This is a genomic window from Pseudarthrobacter equi, assembly GCF_900105535.1.
Classification (GTDB): domain Bacteria; phylum Actinomycetota; class Actinomycetes; order Actinomycetales; family Micrococcaceae; genus Arthrobacter; species Arthrobacter equi.
Window position 1 is genome coordinate 2,591,323 of the sequence record NZ_LT629779.1, and the last position, 16,084, is coordinate 2,607,406.

General features: G+C 66.8%; 13 protein-coding genes. 4 read left to right on the plus strand and 9 right to left on the minus strand.

What is annotated here, in order from left to right:
- On the minus strand, window positions 1-1,128 hold the full coding sequence (gene dnaJ / locus BLT71_RS11635; RefSeq protein WP_091720371.1) for a molecular chaperone DnaJ: 1,128 nt from the start codon (window positions 1,126-1,128) through the stop codon (window positions 1-3).
- An 81-nt stretch (window positions 1,129-1,209) separates the two neighbouring features.
- Window positions 1,210-2,223: a heat-inducible transcriptional repressor HrcA gene (gene hrcA / locus BLT71_RS11640; RefSeq protein WP_091720374.1), complete on the minus strand. Its 1,014-nt coding sequence runs from the start codon at window positions 2,221-2,223 to the stop codon at window positions 1,210-1,212.
- 197 nt (window positions 2,224-2,420) lie between these two features.
- On the opposite strand from hrcA, the gene BLT71_RS11645 reads away from it, so the two are divergent.
- Window positions 2,421-3,272 carry a DUF3097 domain-containing protein gene (locus tag BLT71_RS11645; protein ID WP_091723983.1) on the plus strand — a complete coding sequence of 284 codons (852 nt, stop codon included), beginning with the start codon at window positions 2,421-2,423 and terminating at the stop codon, window positions 3,270-3,272.
- Window positions 3,273-3,393: 121 nt separating this feature from the next.
- On the plus strand, window positions 3,394-3,813 hold the full coding sequence (locus BLT71_RS11650) for a DUF4870 domain-containing protein (protein ID WP_045731418.1): 420 nt from the start codon (window positions 3,394-3,396) through the stop codon (window positions 3,811-3,813).
- 60 nt (window positions 3,814-3,873) lie between these two features.
- On the opposite strand, the gene hemW is transcribed toward BLT71_RS11650, so the two are convergent.
- Together hemW and lepA are read right to left on the minus strand one after the other, a co-directional pair.
- Window positions 3,874-5,103 (minus strand): radical SAM family heme chaperone HemW, encoded by a 1,230-nt coding sequence (gene hemW, locus BLT71_RS11655; protein ID WP_091720376.1) that lies wholly within the window; start codon window positions 5,101-5,103, stop codon window positions 3,874-3,876.
- A 25-nt stretch (window positions 5,104-5,128) separates the two neighbouring features.
- Window positions 5,129-6,985, minus strand: a complete 1,857-nt coding sequence (gene lepA, locus BLT71_RS11660) for a translation elongation factor 4 (protein ID WP_172829963.1) — start codon at window positions 6,983-6,985, stop codon at window positions 5,129-5,131.
- A 170-nt stretch (window positions 6,986-7,155) separates the two neighbouring features.
- Here lepA and BLT71_RS11665 point away from each other — a divergent pair, with 170 nt between their 5' ends.
- On the plus strand, window positions 7,156-7,704 hold the full coding sequence (locus BLT71_RS11665) for a type II toxin-antitoxin system PemK/MazF family toxin (RefSeq protein WP_091720380.1): 549 nt from the start codon (window positions 7,156-7,158) through the stop codon (window positions 7,702-7,704).
- A gap of 169 nt (window positions 7,705-7,873) precedes the next feature.
- On the plus strand, window positions 7,874-8,134 hold the full coding sequence (gene rpsT / locus BLT71_RS11670) for a 30S ribosomal protein S20 (RefSeq protein ID WP_056079344.1): 261 nt from the start codon (window positions 7,874-7,876) through the stop codon (window positions 8,132-8,134).
- Between the two features lie 150 nt (window positions 8,135-8,284).
- Here rpsT and holA read toward each other — a convergent pair whose 3' ends face one another.
- From holA to leuS, 5 genes are all read right to left on the minus strand, one after another.
- Window positions 8,285-9,301, minus strand: a complete 1,017-nt coding sequence (gene holA / locus BLT71_RS11675) for a DNA polymerase III subunit delta (protein ID WP_091720383.1) — start codon at window positions 9,299-9,301, stop codon at window positions 8,285-8,287.
- Window positions 9,235-10,974 (minus strand): ComEC/Rec2 family competence protein, encoded by a 1,740-nt coding sequence (locus BLT71_RS11680; protein ID WP_231994277.1) that lies wholly within the window; start codon window positions 10,972-10,974, stop codon window positions 9,235-9,237. Before BLT71_RS11680 ends, holA begins: the two co-directional genes overlap by 67 nt.
- A gap of 397 nt (window positions 10,975-11,371) precedes the next feature.
- On the minus strand, window positions 11,372-12,286 hold the full coding sequence (locus BLT71_RS11685) for a helix-hairpin-helix domain-containing protein (protein ID WP_231994278.1): 915 nt from the start codon (window positions 12,284-12,286) through the stop codon (window positions 11,372-11,374).
- Between the two features lie 48 nt (window positions 12,287-12,334).
- Entirely contained in the window at window positions 12,335-13,330 is a 996-nt protein-coding gene (locus BLT71_RS11690; RefSeq protein WP_091720391.1) for a DegV family protein, read from the minus strand.
- A 94-nt stretch (window positions 13,331-13,424) separates the two neighbouring features.
- Entirely contained in the window at window positions 13,425-15,950 is a 2,526-nt protein-coding gene (gene leuS, locus BLT71_RS11695) for a leucine--tRNA ligase (protein WP_091720394.1), read from the minus strand.
- Window positions 15,951-16,084 lie beyond the last annotated feature (134 nt).

Genomic DNA, 16,084 nt, shown 5'->3' on the forward strand with positions numbered 1-16,084 from the left:
CTACAGGTTCCCCAGCCGGTCCCGCAGCTTCGCGAACATCCCGCCACTGGCGGCGAGCTTGCCTTCGGTGATCTGTTCTCCGCGGAGCTTGGCAAGCTGCCGGAGGAGCTCCTCCTGGGCTGCGTCGAGCTTGGCCGGCGTTTCCACCTGCAGGTGCACCTTCAGGTCACCGCGGCCGTATCCGCGCAGGTGGGTGACACCCAGGCCGCGGAGGGTGATGATTTCACCGGACTGGGTGCCCGGCTTCACGTCGATGTCCTGGGTTCCGTCGAAGGTCTCCAGGCTGACGTCGGTGCCCAGCGCCGCGGCGGTCATGGGGATGTTCAGGGTTGCGTGCAGGTCGTCGCCGTCACGCACATACGTGGCGTCGTTGTTGACGCGGACCTCCACGTAGAGGTCGCCGGAGGGGCCGCCCGCGGGGCCGGCTTCGCCCTGCCCGGTCAGCTGGATGCGTGTTCCGGTTGCGACGCCGGCGGGAACCTTGATGGTCAGGGAGCGGCGGCTCCGGATGCGGCCCTGGCCGCTGCATTCATTGCAGGGATCTTTGATGACAGTGCCGAAGCCCTCGCAGGTGCCGCACGGTGCAGCGGTCATGACCTGGCCGAGGATGGAACGGACAGCGCGCTGGACCTGGCCGCTGCCGCCGCAGATGTCGCAGCGTTCGGGGTGCGTCCCCGGGCGGCAACATGATCCCTCACAGGTGGGGCAAGTGACTGCAGTGTCCACCTCAAGCTTTTTGTTGACGCCAAAGACGGCGTCGCGCAGTTCGATGCGGACGCTGATGAGTGCATCCTGGCCGCGGCGGACCCGTGAGGCGGGTCCGGACGATCCGCCGGCGCCGAAGAACGTGTCGAAGATGTCCTGGAAGGCAAAGCCCTGGCCGGCGTAGCTTCCTCCGCCGAATCCATTGTCAGTGCCGTTCTCGTTGCCGGTGGTGTCGTAGACCCGGCGTTTCTGCGGGTCGGAGAGGACTTCGTAGGCGTGGGTCACCGCCTTGAAGCGGTCCTGCGCATCTTCGCCCGGGTTGACGTCGGGGTGGAGTGTCCGGGCCAGCTTGCGGTAGGCCTTTTTGATTTCTTCTCCGGTGGCTTCCGGTGAAACTCCAAGGACGTCATAGTGGCTGCTCAAAGTTCGTATCTCTTCCTTGTTGTACTGCCTGCGGTGGGACTGCCGTGCGGGCCCGGCGGCTGTGGTGCCGGGGCGGGCCGGTCAGGGACCCAGGATGCGGGAAAGGTAACGGGCAACTGCCCTGACGGCCGCCATGGTGTTGGGATAGTCCATCCGGGTGGGACCCAGGATGCCGATCTTGGCCACGCTGTCCGGGCCGTAGCCGGTGGCCACGACGGACGCCTCGGCCAGGCCGTCGTAAGGGTTTTCGCGGCCGATGCTGACGGCCACGCCACGGTGGTCCTGCGCCATGTCGCTCAGCAGCCGCAGCATCACCACCTGCTCTTCCAAAGCTTCCAGCACGGGGCCGATGCTCAGCGGAAAGTCGACATTGGACCGGGCCAGGTTGGCCGTGCCGGCCATGACCATGCGGTCCTCGCGGCTGCTGTGCGCAAGGATCTCCAGGGCGTGCGCCAGCGACTGCGCCGCCTGCCGCTCCCCCGGACTGACAGAGGAGACGACGGCGGGAAGGGCCTGCGGCAGCCGGGCCAGCGGTGTTCCGGCCAGGGTTCCCAGAAACCGGGTACGCAGCGCGGACAACGCTTCGTCCGCGAGGTCCTGCCCGACGTCGATGACGCGCTGCTCCACGTTGCCGCTGTTCGCGATCAGGACCACAAGGACCTTGCGCGGGGCCAGCAGGACGAACTCGATGTGCCGGATCAGTGCCCGGCTGAGGTGGGGGTACTGGACCACCGCCACCTGGTTGGTCAGCTGGGACAACAGCCGCACGGTGCGGTCGAGGACGTCGTCGAGGTCGTCGGATCCCTCCAGGAGGGACTGGATGGCGCGCCGTTCGGCTTGCGAGAGCGGCTTCACGGCCGAAATCTGGTCCACGAACAGCCGGTAACCCTTGTCCGTGGGAATCCGGCCGGCACTGGTATGCGGCGCCGTGATGAGGCCCTCGTCCTCAAGCGCCGCCATGTCGTTCCGGATGGTGGCGCTGGAAACCCCCAGGTGATGCCGTTCCACCAGGGCCTTGGAGCCTACCGGTTCGCGGGAGTGGACGTAGTCCTCCACGATGGCCCGCAGTACTTCAAGCTTGCGCGGCTCACTCACACTCCACCTCCATCCAGTCGGGGTGGATAAGCCACCCGTTCCTTCCTGCCAGTCTGCACGCACTCGAACATGCACTCGAACTGTTAGCACTCGACATGCCTAAGTGCTAACAGTCTATTATGCCTTGGCCCGTTGTTAGCATTGGTACCGCTCCGGGCGAAATTCCGGGACAGCACCTACGGCGAGGCGGAGTGACCATGGATTACCGGAACTGGGGCCCGCGGGACATGTCCGCTCCCGCGCGTACGCAACTGCCTGAAGTGCCCGTGGAACGGGGCATGGTGCTCGAAGACGTACAGTCCGGCTGGGTGGGGGCCGTCACCCGGGTGGAAAAGTCCGGCGGCATGCATGTGGTGGCCCTTGAGGACCGGCGCGGAAAGTCGCGGACCTTCCGGCTGGGATTCGGGTTCCTCCTCGAGGGCCGTGCCATCAGGCTGATGCCACCGGCACCCCGGCCCGCAGCGGGCGGTCCGTCAGCCGGGCGCACAGCCTCAGGCTCCGTACGCGTCGCAGGCCAGCGTGCACAGGTGGCCAAGGCGAGCCGCATCTGGGTGGAAGGAAAGCACGACGCCGAACTCGTCGAGAAGGTATGGGGAGACGATCTCCGGGTGGAGGGCATCGTCGTCGAACCCCTGCATGGCATCGACGACCTCGCCGGCGCCGTGAAGGAATTCGGGCCAGGGCCGGGGCGCCGGCTGGGTGTGCTGGTGGACCACCTGGTCCCGGACTCCAAGGAATCCCGTATTGCTGAGGCTGTCATGGCCGGCCCTGGCGCTGCAGGCAACGTCCTGATTGTCGGCCACCCCTACGTGGATGTGTGGCAGGCCATCCGGCCCTCCGTGCTGGGCATTCCGCAATGGCCGTCAGTACCGCGGGGCCAGGACTGGAAAACCGGGATCCTCAAGGCGTTCGGCTGGCCGCACTCCACTAAGGAGGACATCGGGCTCGGATGGCAGAAACTGCTCGGTGCGGTCCACACTTACGCAGACCTGGAGGCGTCGCTGCTGGGCCGGGTCGAGGAAGTCATCGACTTCCTCACAGCACCCTGACGGACGCCGGACCGGCAAACACCAGTATTCTTGATACTGCGGTGGCCCCCGCGATCCGCAGCGGGCCCCGAAGCATCAACTGCATCCCCAGCATCAATTGCACTTTTCGAAGGAACAGACTGTGGCAGAAAACGCACGCGAGCACAGGGACGGCCAAAGCAGCACCGGCCGTTCCGAATACCACGGCGTCCCCGCGAATGCGCTGCCGCTCACGGCCAGCGAGGACCGGCAGTGGGCCACCCTGGCACACTTCGGCGGGATCCTGGGATGCGTCCCCGCCCTGCTGATCTTCCTCATCTTCCGCGACCGCGGGCCCTTCACGGCCCAGGAGTCGAAGGAAGCCCTGAACTTCAGCCTGCCTCCCACCATCGCAGCGGTAGTGGCGAACATCCTGGTGTTCATTCCCGTGGTCGGAAACATTTTTGCCGTGATCGCCACATTGATCTGGATTGCACTGACGTGCTTTTCGGTGGCGGCAGGCATCCACGTCAACCGCGGCCAACCGCACCGCTACCAGTTCAACCTGCGCTGGATCAAGTAGTCCCCGTCGGCTCCCAGCCGCAGCAAGCCTGACCTCGCAGGCGTGGCCGGTAAACCCGCGTTAGTCGGGCAGGATCCGGCGGACCACCGCGTCGGCCAGGAGCCGGCCCTTCAACGTCAGGACCAGCATCCCCCGGAATGCTGCGCCCGGCTCAACCAGCCCCTCGGCAATCAGCCCGGCGATCTGGTGCCGCCCCACAATGTCCAGGCTTGCCACTTCCAGCCCGGACTGGAGGCGGGCCTCAAGCATGACCCGCTCCACGTTCCGGGTCTCTGCGTCCAGGGTTTCGCGTCCGGCAGCCGGTGAGTTTCCCTGCGCCAGCCGGCCGGCGTACGCGGTTGGGTGTTTGACGTTCCACCAGCGCACACCGCCCACATGTGAATGCGCGCCCGGCCCGATCCCCCACCAATCATCGCCGCGCCAGTAGGCGAGGTTGTGCCGGCAGGCCTGTTCGGGCGTGCGCGCCCAGTTGCTGACCTCGTACCACTCCAGGCCTGCAGAGGTGATCAGGCGGTCGGCGAGCTCGTACTTGTCGGCGTGATCGTCGTCGTCGATGCCCGGGACCTCGCCGCGCCGGATCTGCGCCGCCAACTTGGTGCCGTCCTCAACGATCAGCGCGTAGGCGCTGATGTGGTCCGGCTCGTACGACAACGCGGTTTCCAGGGAGTACTGCCAGTCGGCCAGCGACTCCCCCGGCGTCCCGTAGATCAGGTCGAGGCTCACTGCCAGGCCGGCGTCACGGGCCCACTGCACCACCTGGGGAACCCTGCTCGGGGTGTGGGTGCGGTCCAGGACCTTCAGGACGTGCGGAACGGCGGACTGCATCCCGAACGAGACGCGCGTAAAGCCGGCATCCCTGAGCACAGCCAGGGACTCCGGTGTCACCGAATCCGGATTCGCCTCAGTGGTCACCTCGGCGCCGTCCTCGATCCCCCATTGGTGGATGGCCGTCCGAAGAATCAATGCGAGGTCTTCGGCGGGCAACAGCGTGGGTGTGCCGCCGCCGAAGAACACAGTGCTGAGCTTTCGGTCCGGTACACCGGACGCCTTGAGCGCCGTGGCCGCAAACGCCACCTCGGATGCTGCCGTAGCGGCATAGGCATCCTGGGAGGCACCGCCGCCGAGTTCGGTGGCCGTGTAGGTGTTGAAGTCGCAGTACCCGCAGCGCACGGCGCAGAAAGGGATGTGGACATACAGCCCGAACCCGCGGTCCCCCGCGCCGACGGCCGCCTGCGGAGGCAGGATGCCGTCCGACGGCGCCGGGTCACCGAGGGGAAGTACGCTGGGCATCAGCGGGTACCCCGCTGCGCGGTGGTCACTTCTTCTTGGCCTTGTCCTTCGATTCGTCGGTGGTGAGGGCGGCGATGAACGCTTCCTGCGGCACCTCCACGGTGCCCACCATCTTCATGCGCTTCTTGCCTTCTTTTTGCTTCTCCAGCAGCTTGCGCTTACGTGAGATGTCACCGCCGTAGCACTTCGCCAGGACGTCCTTGCGGATGGCCCGGATGCTTTCGCGCGCGATGATCCTCGAACCGATGGCCGCCTGGATGGGCACCTCGAACTGCTGCCGCGGGATCAGTTCGCGGAGCTTTCCGGTCATCATCACGCCGTAGGCATACGCCTTTTCCCGGTGCGTGATGGCACTGAAGGCATCCACCTGTTCACCCTGGAGCATGATGTCCACCTTCACGAGGTCGGCAACCTGCTCACCGTCGGCCTTCCAGTCCAGGGAGCCGTAGCCACGGGTTTTGGACTTGAGGATGTCGAAGAAATCGAACACGATTTCCGCCAGCGGCAGGCGGTAACGGATTTCCACCCGGTCCTCGGAAAGGTAGTCCATCCCACCCATGACGCCGCGGCGTGACTGGCAGAGTTCCATGATGGCGCCCACGAACTCGTTGGGAGCCAGGATGGTGGCGGAGACCATGGGTTCGCGGACTTCGGCGATCTTGCCGGTGGGGTACTCGCTGGGGTTGGTCACGCGGACCACCTTCTTGTCCTCCAGGGTCACCTCGTACTCCACGTTCGGAGCGGTGGAAATGAGGTCGAGGTTGTATTCGCGCTCCAGGCGTTCGCGGGTGATCTCGAGGTGGAGGAGGCCCAGGAAGCCCACGCGGAAACCGAAGCCCAGCGCTGCAGAGGTTTCGGGTTCGTAGACCAGCGCAGCGTCGTTGAGCATGAGCTTCTCAAGGGCGTCACGCAGTACCGGGTAGTCGGCACCGTCCAGCGGATAGAGGCCGGAGAACACCATCGGCTTTGCGTCGGCGTAGCCAGGCAGCGATTGGGCGGCCGGCTTGGCCAGGTTGGTGACGGTGTCGCCCACCTTGGACTGGCGGACGTCCTTCACACCGGTGATCAGGTAGCCCACTTCGCCGACGCCCAGGCCCTTGGAGGGTGTGGGTTCCGGGGAGCTGACGCCGATTTCCAGGAGCTCGTGGGAGGCCCTGGTGGACATCATCTGGATGCGTTCACGCGGGTGGAGCATGCCGTCCACCACGCGGACGTAGGTCACCACGCCGCGGTAGGTGTCGTAGACCGAATCGAAGATCATGGCACGGGCGGGGGCATCGGGATTGCCCTCCGGTGCCGGCAGATCGCGGACAATCTTGTCCAGGAGGGCTTCCACGCCGACGCCGGTCTTGCCGGACACGCGCAGCACGTCTTCGGGATCGCCGCCGATAAGGCTTGCAAGCTCCGCTGCGTATTTTTCCGGCTGCGCTGCCGGAAGGTCGATCTTGTTCAGCACCGGGATGATGGCGAGGTTGTTTTCCATCGCCAGGTAAAGGTTGGCAAGCGTCTGGGCCTCAATACCCTGGGCAGCGTCCACCAGCAGGACTGCGCCCTCGCAGGCGGCAAGGGACCGTGACACCTCATAGGTGAAGTCCACGTGGCCCGGCGTGTCGATCATGTTCAGCGCGTAGCTGACGCCTTCCACTTCCCACGGCATGCGCACAGCCTGCGACTTGATGGTAATGCCGCGTTCACGCTCAATGTCCATCCGGTCCAGGTACTGGGCCTTCATGTCCCGCGCCTGGACTACTCCGGTGGACTGCAGCATCCGGTCAGCCAGGGTGGACTTGCCGTGGTCAATGTGCGCGATGATGCAAAAGTTCCGAATAATAGCCGGATCTGTCGCGGCGGGCACCGGTGCGGTGCGGGCCATGGGAGACACGCAGGGTCCTTACTGTTGGCTTTTCCGCGGCCGCCCGGCAGGCACACCACATGCTGCCCGCGGATTAGCCGCACTTCTTCAGCCACCAGTGTCCCACGTCCTGGCCACTCGCACCGCATTACCTGCACGGGACCCAGGCCGTCTGCGGGCCCGGGCTATAGGGTGGCGGCATGGCGATCAACCTCCGCAGGCTGGGTAATGCTGTCCGGGCCGGCCTAAGGCTCCTTCGGAACGTGGACAAACCGGCGGCGCATCAGCGTCCCGCCCCGCGACCTGCCAGTCAGGACACCAAAGGCGCCATGGACGGCATGCGTACTGCAGGCTATCCCGGCGATTTCACCGGCCGGGCGGAAATCCGCTATTCGCCGCAGCCGGACGGTGAGCCCGATCCGGGCGAAGTCGTATGGACGTGGGTTCCCTATGAGGAAGACCATTCCCGGGGCAAGGACCGGCCCGTCCTCATCGTGGCCCGCAATGGAAAGTACCTGCTGGGACTGATGCTCACCAGCAAGGACCGGGTACCGGCAGCGTCCGCTTCCCGCGACTATGTAGACGTGGGGGCCGGCGGATGGGACCGCCAGGGACGGCCCAGCGAAGCGAAACTGGACCGCGTGCTGCAGATCCGGCCGGACAGCATCCGCAGGGAGGGTGCCCTGCTGGACCGGGCACGGTTCGACGCTGTTGCCGCCGGACTCAGGGCGCGACACGGCTGGCGGTAGTACGGAAAATGGCCAGTCACGCCACTGGCCTGCTATTCTTTATAGCTGTGTGTCCGTGCAGGTCGACGGTCACTGATGGCTGGCCGCCATAGGTATCCCCACGCCGCTCAGTCAAGGCCAGCTTGAAAGCCCTCTAGACCATTTCCGCATTACAATAGAGAGTTCACACGTGGCGAATATCAAGTCCCAGAAGAAGCGCATCCTGACCAACGAAAAGGCCCGCCTGCGTAACAACGCAGTCAAGTCTGAGCTGCGGACGGCTATCCGCGCCGTCAACACGGCCGTTGAGTCGTCCGACAAGGACGCTGCTGCTACTGCGCTCGTTTCTGCCAGCCGCAAGCTGGACAAGGCTGTCAGCAAGGGTGTTCTGCACAAGAACAACGCAGCGAACCGCAAGTCGGCGATCTCCAAGAAGGTCAACGCACTGTAAGGTTTCCAGTTCCCTGAACTGATGTTGTGGCCGGTACCCTCGGGTACCGGCCACACGCCTTTAAGCTCCGGGATGCGCATTCGGGACGCCGTGGAGTGCTGGCCCCGGAAGCGCCGCACTGGTGCCTGTCCGGCGCTGCTGCTCCTGCCGCTACCTGCCCTGGACGGACATGGAGATCACTGTCACCGCATGTTCCACGGCGTAAACGGGGTCGCGTGACAACCCCTTCACCTGCGCGTCGGCTTCGGCCGTGGCCTGGATGGACCGCACCAGTCCGTCAGGGGTCCACCGGCGGACGTCCCGCTGGGCCTGCTCCACCAGCCAGGGCTGCATTCCCAGCTCTGCAGCAATCTGGGCCGCGGATCCTGACGCCCCGGCTACCCGGGCCACGGTCCTGAGCTTCGCAGCCAGCGCGGCAACCAGCGGTACGGGGTCCGCCCCGGTGGCCAGCGCATGGCGCAGGGTGGACAGGGCAAGCGGACCGTTTCCGGCCATTGCGGCGTCGGCCACCTTGAACGCCGTGGCTTCCACACGCCCGCCGTAATATCGGTCCACGACATCCGGTGTGACAGTCCCCGTTGAGTCTGCAATGAGCTGGCTGCACGCTGCTGCAAGCTCGGAGAGGTTGGCGCCAACCGCATTCACGAGGGCCAGCACGGCCTCCTGGTCGATGCGGCGCCCGGCCTCCTTGAATTCGGCGGACACGAACGCCATCTTGTCCGTGTCCTTTTTCAGCGGTTGGCAGTCAACTACAGGCCAGCCGCCCTTACGGACAGCGTCCAGGAGTTTCTTGCCACGCGCACCCCCGGCATGACGGAGGACCAGGACGGCATCATCGGCTGGCTGGCCGAGGTAGGACAGGGCGTCGGTGAGGAAGGCCTCATTCATGGCTTCCACCGCTTCGACCTCAATGAGCTTGCTCTCCCCGAACAGCGACGGGCTGACCTGCATCAGGAGGGACCCGGGTTCGTAGGCGGCAGCGTTGATCCGGCTTACCTCGACGTCAGGTGCTGCCTGGCGGACCTGGGAGCGGACGCTGTCCATGGCCCTGATGCCCAGGTAATCCTCCGGCCCGCTCACCAGGACGATGGCCGCGGGAGTCACGTCCCGCCAGGCCGCCGGATTCGACGCCGGCGGGCGGGTTCCGCGCTTTTGCGCAGCAGCCATGGTGGGTTCCTTCCGGAATGATGTGTGGGGAATTTAAGCCTGCCACGTCTGCGCCGAACCGCAAAGCCGTGGGCGAAGGGGCCGGTGGCAGACGAGGCCGGGCAGCGCGGTCCTCTGGCGGCCCCGGGGCGTCTTTCCAACAACCACAGAAGCCTGACCACCCGGCGATGGCACCGGAGAACGAGGGCAATGACGCTGCGGGGCCGGGCGGCTGCCCAGACGGCGGCGAGGGTGAGGGCTGACAGGACCACCATTGTCAGCAGGCCCGGAACCCCCTCAGGCCACGGCAACGTGGAACCCGGAAGCCTGGCAAAGAACCAGGCCGTCGCGGCTACACCGGCGCTGAAGGTGCCTGCCACGGCGATCATCGCGACAGCCAGCCAAGGGGCAGCCACCAGCAGCGGAACGGCGGCCGTTCCCAGCAGGGTCACGGGAGCCACCAGCGGGGCCGCGGCTACATTGGCCAGCAGCGCGTAGGTGGAGAACTGCGGTTGCAGGAGCACGATGACGGGGCCGCACAGCATCTGGGCTGACAACGGCACCGCAACCGCGGCGGCCGCCCAGCGGGGCACGGCCGCAGGAGTCCAGTCCATGATGCGCCGGCCCAGCAGAATGATGCCCAGGGTGGCCAGGACGGACAGCAGGAACCCGAAACTTCCGCCCAGCGCCGGGTCCAGCAGGAGCAGGCCAATGACTGCCAGGCAAAGAAAGCTGAGCCCGCGGCCGGTCCGGCCGCCGGCGAGGGCAGCAATTCCGACAGCCCCCATCAGGGCTGCGCGCAGCACGCTGGCGTCAGGGCCTACCAGCACCACGAACAGTCCCAGTCCGGCCAACGCAGTCCCGGCGGCCGGAACCCGCGAGAGCCGGAGCCTGCGGCAGCCCGCCAACAATGCACCGAGGACCAGGCTGCAATTGGCCCCGCTGACAGCTGTCAGGTGGGTCATGCCGACGGTTTTCATCGCACTGGCCAGGCCCTCGTCCAGGGCGCTGGTGTCCCCCGTGACCATGCCGGGCAACAGCCCTGCAGCATCGGGTGGCAAGAATGCGGAAGCAGCCACAAACCGGGCACGCAGGTCCTTGGCGGCTGCTTCCAGCCCCCGCGCGCTGCCCCGCAGGTCAGGGGCGGTGGCCGCAGACATGCCGCCCGCCTCCGGCCTGCCCGGATCCGGCGGCCGAAGCTTGCCGGCAGCACGCACCGTCTGCCCCGGGACCAGCCGTTCCCAGTCCTTACCGCCGGTCACCACGAGCTGCGCCCGGGTCCGCAGCACCACGCCGCCGGTGCTGATTTCCCGAGTCCACACGGCCACGGACCACCGGGCGGATTCGCCGGACTGGCCAGGCGTGGGAAGCGGCCGCGGCGCGCCGGCCACCTCCAGCACCGCCATCACGGATTTCCCCGCCGCCACCGCCTCAGCAAGCGGACCCTCAAACCGCTGGCTGGAAGCCACCGAGGAGTGCGCCGCCCCGGCCACCGCGAGCAGAAGGCCAACCGCAGTAGTCGCCAGGAAACTCCTCCTTTCCGGACGGCGCCCCGTCCAGGAACCCCCGCCGCCAGCCCTCGTCCGGCGTGTCCCGCCGCTCCGCAGCAGGACCAGCAGCAATACAGCGGCCAGGACAAGCAAGGCGACGCACAGCCCCAGCAACGCGGCCGGCGCCAGCCAGAGACCGGCCACGGCGGCGCCCCAGACCAGGACGGCAGGTAAGGCGAGCCGGACATCGGTACGCTTCCGGGGGCCGGCACCTTCGCCTGATGGCCTGCTCTCCCCCGCCGGAGCAGTCCGGTCTTGAATACCGAGTCGGCGCCGGGCATCACTGACGGCGCGCACACGGACCGACCGCAAGGCGCCCTTGCTCTTGCCTGCCGGCGTGGAATTCTTCCCACCTGCCGGTGCGGGGCTGTTCCCGCCACCCGAAAAGGATTGGCCGGCAACCGCGGTCCGGCGTGCGTCATCTGGAGATGGCCCTTCCTTTGCGCCGCGGACCGCGGACTCGACAAACCGGTTCCAGGGGCTTGGCGGCCCTTGCCAGGGACTTGGAGCCCGGCCTTTCCCGTTATCCGCAACCGGCATGTCAGACCGTCACCAGGGGCAGCAGCGTTTCAAGCATCTTGGGGCCAACGCCGTCCACAGCGTCCAGATCCTCGATCGCACTGAAGGGCCCGTGCTCTTTTCGCCAGTCGACGATCCGCTGGGCCAAGACGGGACCGACTTTCGGCAGGGCATCCAGCTCATCGACGCCGGCAGTGTTGATGTTGATCTTGGCACCCGTGCCGGCGGCCGCGGGCGGAGCGGCACTTCCCTGACCCTGGGATCCTGCGCCGCCCCCGGATGGTTGTTCTCCCTGCCGGGGGATGTGGATTTTCTGCCCGTCTTCCGCCACGGCGGCGAGGTTGAGGACGTCCAGGTCAGCGTCGGCAGTCGCACCGCCGGCAGCCGAAATGGCCTGATGAACACGGCTTCCGGCCGGCAGGGTTACCACGCCGGGGGCCAGGACGGCTCCTGATACGTGGACCACCATGACATCCCCCGGCGCCTTGGAGGGGTCGCCCGCTCCGGCGCCTTCCCCCTCGTCCGGGGTGGGGTGACTGTCCAGTTCTGGGTCCGGCGCCGGGGTGCTTTCGCGGCTGACGGTGTTCAACGGCAGGATCTCCGGCCGTCCACCGGCGGTCTGCCACCAGAACAGGACACCGGCCGCGACGGCCAGCAGGCCGATAGCTACGGCGACCCGCAGGCCAAGCCGCCAGCGCAGCGAAGGTACCGTGCCGGCCGGAGACTGCCTGTTCCCGCCGCTCTCCGCCGGTTGCGGCTCTCCGGCGACCAAACCGCCGGCCCCGGCGTCGCGGTACTCGAAGCCCCCGCCGTCGTCCTCGCCCAGGGCGTGGTCAACGGCCAGCATCCCGCCGGCTCCGCCACCGAGGGTTGCCTGCAGCCGGGCCCGGGCATGGCGAGCCCGCTGGCCTGCTGCTGGAGCATCCCGGCGTGACATAACTCAACGCTATGAAGCGTGCCGGTCCGGCAACAGACATGTCTTGGCCTATGTGGAAAGGCCCGCCGGCGCGGCGTCCTCCTGGCCGACGATCACCGCAAGGACGCCCAGACCGGCATGGGCAGCCAGGACGGCAGGCAGCGAGCTGATCTGCGGCAGCGGGCAGTGCGGCAACGCGGCAGAAAGCCGAACAGCAAGGCTTTCAGCCTCCTCCGGATTGCCGAAGTGGTGGACGGCCAACCGGACACTGCCGGCGGGACGGGCCTGGGCATCGGCGGCCACGATTTCCTCCAACCGCGCCACCGCTTTTGCCGCCGACCGCACCTTTTCCAGCGGGATGATCTTGCCTTCGTCCACCGCGAGGAGGGGCTTGATGGCCAGCATGGTTCCCCACAGCGAAGCGGCGGCGCCGATGCGGCCGCCACGGCGCAGTTGTTCCAGGCTGGGAACATAGAAGTAAACCTTGGTGCGCTCCGCCTGGGCCTGGGCCGCCGCGGCAACGCCCGCCTGCCCGGCTCCCCCGGCGGCAGCCTTCACAGCGGCCTGCACGGCCATGCCCTGTGCCATGCCCACGGTCCGTGAGTCGATGACCTGCACGGGGATGCCCACGCGTTGGGCGGCCAGCCGGGCCGAGTCTGCCGTTCCGGAGAGGTCCCCTGAGATGTGCACGGAAACCACGGACTCGTACCCCTGCTGCTGCAGCGACCGGTAAGCCTGTTCAAACTGCCCGGGCGAAGGGCGCGATGTTTTGACCTGGGTGCCCGCAGCCAACGCCAGGGCAATGGTTTCCAGGATGTCGTCCTCGCCCTCACCGTAAATCTCCGAACCCACCATGACGGGCATCGGAGTGATGGTGAGGAGGCTGTGCACCGGCAGGCTGCGGAGATAGCCAACCGGCAGCGCCGCGGCGGAATCGGTGACGACGGCGGTCCGCGCCACTGGCACGCCCGCACCGGAAACGGCTGCTCCGGGCCTGGCCGCCGGACGCAGCGCGGAAAGACGGGCCCGGACCCATGGCCAGGGGGCGGCATTACGGTCGGGCACATTGCCTCCTGGTGTCCTCGTGCAGAGTCCGGAAAAGCCGGAACCGGCCGCCCGGTTTGACGGGCGGCCGGTTCCGGCGGTGGTGCAGCAGCGGCTAGGCCGGAACGATGTTGACCAGTTTAGGTGCCCGGACAATGACCGTGCGGATGCCGCGGCCGTCCAGTGCACGCTGCACGTTCTCCGAGGCCAGCGCCAGTTCGCGCAGGCTGTCCTCGGAAATGTCCGGCGAGATTTCCAGCCGGTCCCGGACCTTGCCCTGGACCTGGACCACAGCCGTGACGGTGTCCTGAACCAGCAGGGACGGATCGTGCGCCGGCCAGCCGGCGTTGGCCACGGACGCCGGGTGGCCCAGCACGTTCCACATGTCCTCCGCCGTGTACGGGGCGAACAGGCTGAGGATCACCGCCACTGCTTCGGCCGCTTCGCGGACTGCGGGGTCGGCCCCGCCGGCTCCGGAGTCGATGGCCTTGCGGGTGGCATTGACGAGTTCCATCAGCTTGGCAACAACGACGTTGAACTTGTTGGCGTCAAGCAGTTCGGCAGCGTCGGCGATGGTGCGGTGCGTGACGGACCGCAGTCCACGGTCCCCCGTGCCCGCCTCGGTACCGGGGACACTGGTCACGTCCTGGGCCAGGCGCCATGCCCGGGCAAGGAACTTCGCGGATCCGGACGGGGAGACGTCTGCCCAGTCCACATCGTCCTCAGGCGGGGACGCGAAGACCATGGTCAGGCGGACGGCATCCACGCCGTACTTGTCCAGCTGCTCGCCGAGGTCCACCCCGTTGCCCAGGGACTTGCTCATGGCTTTGCCGCCGTTGAGCACCTGGCCCTGGTTGAGGAGGGCGCTGAAGGGCTCATTGGCTTCAATCAGGCCAAGATCGTTGATGACCTTGGTGAAGAAGCGGGCGTACAGCAGGTGGAGGATAGCGTGCTCGACGCCGCCCACGTACTGTCCCACCGGCATCCAGTCGTTGATCTTGGCCGGATCGAACGGACCCTCGGTGTAGTCCGGTGAGACAAAGCGCAGGAAGTACCAGGACGAATCCACGAACGTGTCCATGGTGTCCGTGTCGCGCTTGGCGGCACCGTGGCAGTTGGGGCATTCCACGTTGACCCATTCCTCGGCCGCGGCCAGCGGGGAGGTGCCCTGGGGCGCGAGGTCCTCGCCGCGCAGGTCCGACGGGAGGGTGACGGGCAGCTGCTCGTCCGGCACCGGAACCTCTCCACAGGAGGGGCAGTGGATGATGGGGATGGGCGTGCCCCAGAACCGCTGGCGGCTGAGGAGCCAGTCACGAAGCCGGAAGTTCACGAACTTCTCGCCGGTGCCCTGGCGTTCCAGGATGGCGATGGCTGCCGGAATGGCTTCAGCCTTGGGCAGGCCGTCCAGTTCGCCCGAATTGATCAGGGTGCCCTCGCCCGCGGTGGCGGTGCCCGTGGCGGCAGGGTCCTCCTCGCCGGTGTCCAGGACAGCACGGACCGGGAGGTCGAACGTTTTGGCGAAATCCAGGTCGCGCTGGTCGTGGGCCGGCACGGCCATGATGGCTCCGGTGCCGTAATCCGCGAGGACATAATCTGCAGCCCACACGGGCAACTTCTCGCCGTTCAGCGGGTTGACGGCGTACCGGCCGGTGAACACGCCGGTCTTCTCCCGCTCGGTGGACTGCCGCTCAATCTCGGAGAGTGCCTTGACCGTCTCGCGGTACTCGTCCAGCGCTGCGGCGTGCTCATCCGTGACGAGTTCGACGGCGATTGGCGCGTCCGCGGCGACGACGAAGAACGTGGCGCCGTACAGGGTGTCCGGGCGCGTGGTGAAGACCGTGACGTCCTTGGCGGGCTTGCCGCCGTCGGCCTCAATGACGAAGTTGACGTGCGCACCTTCAGAGCGGCCGATCCAGTTCTTCTGCATCGCCAGGACCCGTTCGGGCCAGTGTCCGCGGAGCTGTTCCATGTCGTCGAGCAGGCGGTCGGCGTAGTCAGTGATCTTGAAGTACCACTGGTTCAGGGACTTTTTGGTGACGACGGTGCCGCAGCGCTCGCAGGCTCCGTTGACCACCTGTTCGTTGGCCAGGACAGTCTGGTCCTTGGGGCACCAGTTAACCGGGGAGTTCTTCCGGTAGGCCAGGCCGCGTTCGTAGAAGCGTTTGAACAGCCACTGGGTCCAGCGGTAGTACTCAGGATCGGACGTGTGCAGCCGGCGGGACCAGTCGGCGGAGATGGCGTACCGCTTGAAGGACGCCGCCTGGGTGTCGATGTTGGCGTAGGTCCACTCGCTGGGGTGGGCATTGCGCTTGATGGCGGCGTTTTCGGCCGGGAGGCCGAAAGAGTCCCAGCCGATCGGGTGCAGCACGTCGAAACCCTGCTGCCGCAGGTAACGGGCAACCACGTCGCCCATGGCGAAGGCTTCCGCGTGGCCCATGTGCAGGTCGCCGGAAGGGTAGGGGAACATGTCCAGCACGTAGCGCCGTTCCCGTGAGCCGTCATCGGCCGGGGTAAAGACCTTGAGGTCCTCCCACACCTGCGGCCATCTGGCCTCCATTGCGGCAAAACTGTAAGTGCCCTCTTCAGGCCCATCTGCCGCCACTGCTGCTGTTCCGGTGTCTGTCTCCGGCTGAACGCCCACTGCTGCCCTCTTCTGTTCTGTTACGGCACGTGTGCTGCCATAACGGCCTGATCCCCCTGCTGCCGGCCCGGTCTGACCCGGACATACAAAAGCCCCTCGACAAAGGAGGGGCTGCCGCTCAGCTATCCGTTGTT

Bases quoted from the DNA above. Each gene is read 5' to 3' on its own strand.
- BLT71_RS11645 (WP_091723983.1), top strand. From the start codon at position 2,421: ATGGATTACCGGAACTGGGGCCCGCGGGACATGTCCGCTCCCGCGCGT.
- hemW (WP_091720376.1), bottom strand. From the start codon at position 5,103: ATGCCCAGCGTACTTCCCCTCGGTGACCCGGCGCCGTCGGACGGCATC.
- BLT71_RS11665 (WP_091720380.1), top strand. From the start codon at position 7,156: ATGGCGATCAACCTCCGCAGGCTGGGTAATGCTGTCCGGGCCGGCCTA.
- holA (WP_091720383.1), bottom strand. From the start codon at position 9,301: ATGGCTGCTGCGCAAAAGCGCGGAACCCGCCCGCCGGCGTCGAATCCG.
- BLT71_RS11685 (WP_231994278.1), bottom strand. From the start codon at position 12,286: ATGTCACGCCGGGATGCTCCAGCAGCAGGCCAGCGGGCTCGCCATGCC.